6 protein-coding genes are annotated in these 5032 nt (G+C 63.3%); 1 reads left to right on the forward strand and 5 read right to left on the reverse strand.

The window, feature by feature from the left end:
* Positions 1-174 precede the first annotated feature (174 nt).
* Together VL598_RS07520 and VL598_RS07525 are read right to left on the reverse strand one after the other, a co-directional pair.
* The gene (locus VL598_RS07520; RefSeq protein ID WP_325326075.1) at positions 175-1335 is read right to left on the reverse strand and encodes a right-handed parallel beta-helix repeat-containing protein; all 1161 of its coding nucleotides are present in this window, start codon (positions 1333-1335) and stop codon (positions 175-177) included.
* Positions 1336-1549: 214 nt separating this feature from the next.
* A complete protein-coding gene (locus VL598_RS07525) occupies positions 1550-2281 on the reverse strand; it encodes a PEP-CTERM sorting domain-containing protein (protein WP_325326076.1) in 732 nt (243 codons plus the stop codon).
* A gap of 331 nt (positions 2282-2612) precedes the next feature.
* Here VL598_RS07525 and VL598_RS07530 point away from each other — a divergent pair, with 331 nt between their 5' ends.
* Positions 2613-2906: a hypothetical protein gene (locus VL598_RS07530; protein WP_325326077.1), complete on the forward strand. Its 294-nt coding sequence runs from the start codon at positions 2613-2615 to the stop codon at positions 2904-2906.
* 22 nt (positions 2907-2928) lie between these two features.
* Here VL598_RS07530 and VL598_RS07535 read toward each other — a convergent pair whose 3' ends face one another.
* The 3 genes from VL598_RS07535 to VL598_RS07545 all read right to left on the reverse strand — a co-directional run.
* Positions 2929-3144: a hypothetical protein gene (locus VL598_RS07535; protein ID WP_325326078.1), complete on the reverse strand. Its 216-nt coding sequence runs from the start codon at positions 3142-3144 to the stop codon at positions 2929-2931.
* Positions 3145-3278: 134 nt separating this feature from the next.
* Complete coding sequence (locus VL598_RS07540; protein ID WP_325326079.1) at positions 3279-4823, reverse strand: PAS domain-containing hybrid sensor histidine kinase/response regulator; 1545 nt, start codon at positions 4821-4823, stop codon at positions 3279-3281.
* Positions 4820-5032: hypothetical protein (locus VL598_RS07545; protein ID WP_325326080.1), on the reverse strand; the 213-nt coding region annotated here is incomplete at its 5' end. The genes VL598_RS07545 and VL598_RS07540, both read right to left, overlap by 4 nt.

A 5032-nucleotide genomic window follows, 5' to 3' on the forward strand; every position in this document is an offset into this window, starting at 1 on the left:
GGCGCGCGCGGCGTGCAAGGGAACTCAGTCGCCTTGAAAACTGGGCTGCTGTGATGCATTGCGACACTTCGCAAGCCTCGCTCGGCGTGAGCTCGACTTATCGGGACCGTTAATCGCTGCGTTTTCAAGTCACGCACACCGGCGTCGTTGATCGGGCGGGGGAACGTGCTTCGGTCAGCACGGCGGAAGCACCGGTGGCACGGTTGTTCCGACCAAGTTTGACTTCCAGCAGTTGCCGCTTCCCGTGCTATCCCATGCGAGATCGGCGCGGAAAGTGTCCAGCAACGGATCGGCGACCGGCACCGTCCCATTCGCTTGCGCGACGTTTCCGAAGATGCGATTGGCATCGGGCTGGGGGTCGATGTCCAGACCATCACACGGCAGTCCAAGAAGACTCGCTTCGAGGCAGAAGCTGACGACGCCAATACCCAGAAATTGATTGTTGGTCACGGCGTTGCGAGTGACGCTCGTGGTGTCGGCGGCCACCAACAGAATGCCGATTCCCGACGGCAACGCAGCGAGCGCATCGTCCGGCTCGGCGGTGTTGGGGCGGTTGTTGTCATTGACCGTGTTAAGGGTGACCAACGTGTTCCGCTGACTGCCAATTTCCAGGAACGGCATCAAATCGACGACGATTCCGAGCGTGTTGCCGACGACGTGGTTCCGAATGACACTGCAATTTCGGCTGTTCTCCACTTCGATTCCCAGCAGATTATTGTGCACGTCGTTTGCTTCGATCGAAACGTTGTCGCTTTGCCCTACGTAGATGCCGGCGTCCGATACCGTGTTGATGACGACGTTTTCGGAAATGAGGCCATCGCGCGATACCACGGGAAAGAGACCGTAAACGCCGTTGCCGTCAACGACGTTGCTGTTGAGCGCGAAGTCATCGACGCACGCCAGATGCACGCCGTCCCCGGCAAATCCTCTCACCGTGAACCCGAACAGCGAGAATCCGTAGATGCGCGCCGACGAAAGACCGCACGGGGGATGTTCGGGATCGGATTGGGGTGCCGGCCCCGTGGAGTCGGAGGGGCTTACCCAAATTCCAAACGACTGACCGCCTGCGTTCTCGAGAACGACGGGCCGACTCGGAGATGACAGGCCGACGATATGGATGCCGCTGAGATTGACGCTGATTGCGTTTAGATCGCCCGCAACACCCTCGTGATAGACACCGGGCAGGACTTGAATGCGATCGCCTGACTTGGCCTCCGTCAGGGCGGCGCGAATGGATTCCCCAGGATGAACGACAATTGTGCGAGCGAGGCTCGTGCTGCAGAAGAGCACGGTCGGTAGCGCTGCAAACAAGAAGAACCGTAAACGCGTAAACATGGCAGCCCCCGATTGGTGAATCGGACCTTGTTCTATGCAAACGCAATGATGCTCCTACGGCACGTCGCGCCCGCGCGTTGCTATCCACGGTCGCGGTGGTTTGATAAAAATGTAAACCCCCATGGCGGCGCGGCCTCAGCTTTTTGGCAAGGCTCGGCACGCGACGCGCGCGCTCGATCGGACGCCAATTACGGCGACATGGGATTGTGCGCCGTTAACGCTCGGCGACGGAGTTCCGACGCCGCATCGCAGCGGCTGCTGCGAGCGCAGCACCGACAAGCAGGAGCGACGCCGGCTCGGGGACCGTGGCCGCGTACTCCAGCGTCAACGAAAACACCTTCAACCGCCCGACGTCGTCAGTCGGATTGATCAATGCGCTTATCGACCCGTCTGCGGCCGCGGCCTGAAACAACGCACTGGGAATCGTGAGCGACGATATAGCGGAAACGTCGTTGTGATAGTTCGGGCCGCAGGTGAAGTTGATTGGGCCGAAGTTCTCGCCCGCCGGGCAGGTGCTCACTGTGTCGCCAAACAGGTTGCCTATCAGGGTGCCGTCGATCGTCGTGACAAGAAAATCGGTGTTCGTCGCGGTACCAGCGCGCAGCCCGAGGTCGCGCGCAGCGGTCATGGACAGAGTGCCAATACCGGCCGGATTCGCAGCGATGTCTGCAATCTCCGCCGGTGTCAGCGTGAATGTGTACGTCAACGTATCCGTCAGATTGCCGACCGCCAATGGATTCCCAGCCGCGTCGAACACTTGGCCGGTCTTACCGAGACAGCCTTGGTTGTCGCGACAGTTCGAGAAGTCGTCGAGAGTACTGACCGTGGCCAGCGGATTGACGATAGTCTGCGTGAAGATCGCCGTCGCATGGACTGGCGCAGGCCAGAGCGTCGCCGCGGCCAACGAACTGGCGATCGCGCACAAATGAATGGCACGGGATCGCATCTGACCCCCCTGTGCTGGATTCGGCGCCTTTGCAACAGCATGGGCCGACTTGTCGTTAACAAACCGCGTAGCAATGCGCGTACCGTCCTCGGAATGCTTCTGGAATACAACGCTGTTGCCCTTGCGCCACGGAACCATCGATCACCAACTGTAAAGCGGATCGACAGGAGATCTAGCCGCTGGCGTGGAAAGCCACTTGCATGCCGGTGTGAAATCATCACTCCCTTCGTCCGATTGTCGGAAGCGAGGCGCCGCCGCCATACGGGAGTGGTAACATTTGCAAATTTTTCAATCGGGTAACCACCCAATGGATCGGCGTATCGAGTGGATCATGCAAAGGGGCGCGCTAGCGGTCGCGCTCCATTTCGCGCTGGCGGCGGGTGTGAGCTGGCTGCATTACGGCATCGCCGCGTGGGTCTGGTCGATGCTCGCGCTCACCATATGGACGGTTCCCGCCGCGGCGAGCCGGCAGGCAGCATCCGCGGCAGTGCCACCGATCGCTACGACAGCGTTCGACCTCGCCGTCCTGGCCGCACTGTTCCTCGCACACTGGTATTGGACGGCGTTCGCGTTCGCCGCATGGTGCGGCTGCCTCGCGATCATGCAGGCGCGGCGCACGAGCTGAGATTCGCTGCCCGCGCGCGCCGCTACGCGCTGCTGACGAGCCACGACTGCGCGTATTCGACCGTGTCGACGCGCTCGACGCCTGCGAGCGTGAACGCCTGCTGGCTCATCCCAATCACACGCACGTCATGAAGCTGCGGCAGCGCGAACGGCGTGCGCGGCAAGCCGTCGAGCGGGAAGAGCTTCGCGGTGCGCACATAGCGGCGTAGCTCGTCGTCGCGCGTCTCCTCGATCCGCATCTCGCCAATCGCAGGCGCTCGGTTGACGACCTCGCGCCACGGTATGACGCGTCCTCGGTAGCGTAGGAGGCGGACGGCGAAGCGCACGGTGGATACCGCATGTTTGTGCGGTAATCTACCACGCCGAGCGCTGGTCAGGGCGCGGCGATCGCGCGCTCGAGATCCGCCGCTTCGACGGGCTTGACTAGGTACGCGTCGAAGCCAGCAGTGTCGAGGCGTTCGCTATCCTGCGGACGCCCGTAGCCAGTGCACGCCACGAACCGCGTCTGCGCGAATTGCGGCATCTCGCGCAGTCGTCGTACGACGTCGTACCCGTTCATCTCCGGCAGGCCGATATCGACGAGCATCACGTCCGGCGGCTCGTCGGCCGCCATGCGAAGCGCGGTCGGTCCGTCATAGGCGATCCGCGCGCGATGGCCGAGCGCCTCCAGCAGTGCGCCAAGCGCATCGGCGGCGTCTGCGTTATCGTCGACGACCAACACCCGGCGCGACGACGCAACGGACGTTTCGCGCGCAGCCGGCGAGGCCTGCGCCAGCGCCAAGTGCTGTACGACCGGCATGGCGAGCGTGAACTCGCTGCCTTGGCCGGCACCCGGGCTCTCGGCCGTCAACGTACCACCCATCGCGTCGACGAGGCGCTTGGCAAGCGTGAGTCCGACGCCGAGGCCGCCCTCGCCCCGATCGAGGTTGCGCTCGCCTTGCACGAAAAGATCGAACACCCGCATCAGCAGGTCCGGCGGGATGCCGATGCCGTTGTCGGATACGGCGACCGACGCCACGCCTGCATGCACATGGCCGCGCAGCACGATCGTCCCGCCATCCGGCGTGTACCTGACGGCGTTGCTCACGAGATTGGACAGCACCTGTTCGAGCCGGGCGGAATCGGCATGCACGGGCATCGGCTCGGCTGGCAGCACGACGTCGAGGGTCTGGTGACGCGCCGACGATGCGCCTTTCCATGCCTGGGCGACCTGCCGGACGGTCGCGCGCAAATCGACGTTCTGCGGCCGCAGCGTGATCTTGCCTTGGGTGATGCGGCTGACGTCGAGCAGCTCGTCCACGAGATGGGCGAGCTGACGCGTCTGGCGCGCGATCACGTCGTGCGCCCATTGCGTCGTCTCCCGATCGTCGGGCCGCAGCGCGATCAGATCGAGCGACGTTTGGATCGGTGCAAGCGGATTGCGCAGCTCGTGCGCGAGCATCGCGAGGAACTCGTTCATCAGGCGCTCGCTGCGCTGCAGCTCCTCGACCTGCCGGCGTGCCGTGAGATCGCGCGTGACCTTCGCAAAGCCGCGCAACGCACCGCGCTCGTCGCGCACGGCATTGATCACGACGTTCGCCCAGAACTTCGATCCATCCTTGCGCAGCCGCCAGCCCTCGTCCTCGAAGCGCCCATGCTCGCGCGCCATGTCGAGCTCGTACTGCGGGAAGCGCCGTGCGATCGCGTCCTGCGTGTAGAAGATCGAGAAGTGCTTGCCGAGAATCTCTTCCTTGCGGTAACCCTTGATGTTCTCCGCACCCGCATTCCACGTCGACACGCGCCCCTCGGGATCGAGCATGAAGATCGCGTAGTCGCGAACGCTTTCGACGAGCAGGCGAAACAGGTTCGCACCGGCGGCGTCGTTGCGCGGCTCCATCGGCTGGCCCGCCATGGCGCGCGCGGCGACGTTACCGCTCATCGTTCCACGCCACCTAGCTGGCCGGATAACTGGCAGGCGTTGTTCTGGGCTACCAGGCGCCCGGTCACCCCCGACGAGTTGCGCTCGAGCTCGTACAGCGTCATCGTCCCGTTGATGCCATACGAGCACGTGTAATTGGCGTTCACCGTTCCCATGTGCCCGAGCTGGCTGTAATTGCCGACGATCGTGCACGTTCCGAAGTTCGACTG

Origin of the sequence: Trinickia sp. (genome assembly GCF_035492435.1) — a bacterium.
GTDB lineage: Bacteria > Pseudomonadota > Gammaproteobacteria > Burkholderiales > Burkholderiaceae > Trinickia.

Coding starts and splice junctions, on each gene's coding strand:
- VL598_RS07520 (WP_325326075.1), bottom strand. CDS start 1,335: ATGTTTACGCGTTTACGGTTCTTCTTGTTTGCAGCGCTACCGACCGTG.
- VL598_RS07525 (WP_325326076.1), bottom strand. CDS start 2,281: ATGCGATCCCGTGCCATTCATTTGTGCGCGATCGCCAGTTCGTTGGCC.
- VL598_RS07530 (WP_325326077.1), top strand. CDS start 2,613: ATGCAAAGGGGCGCGCTAGCGGTCGCGCTCCATTTCGCGCTGGCGGCG.
- VL598_RS07535 (WP_325326078.1), bottom strand. CDS start 3,144: ATGCGGATCGAGGAGACGCGCGACGACGAGCTACGCCGCTATGTGCGC.
- VL598_RS07540 (WP_325326079.1), bottom strand. CDS start 4,823: ATGAGCGGTAACGTCGCCGCGCGCGCCATGGCGGGCCAGCCGATGGAG.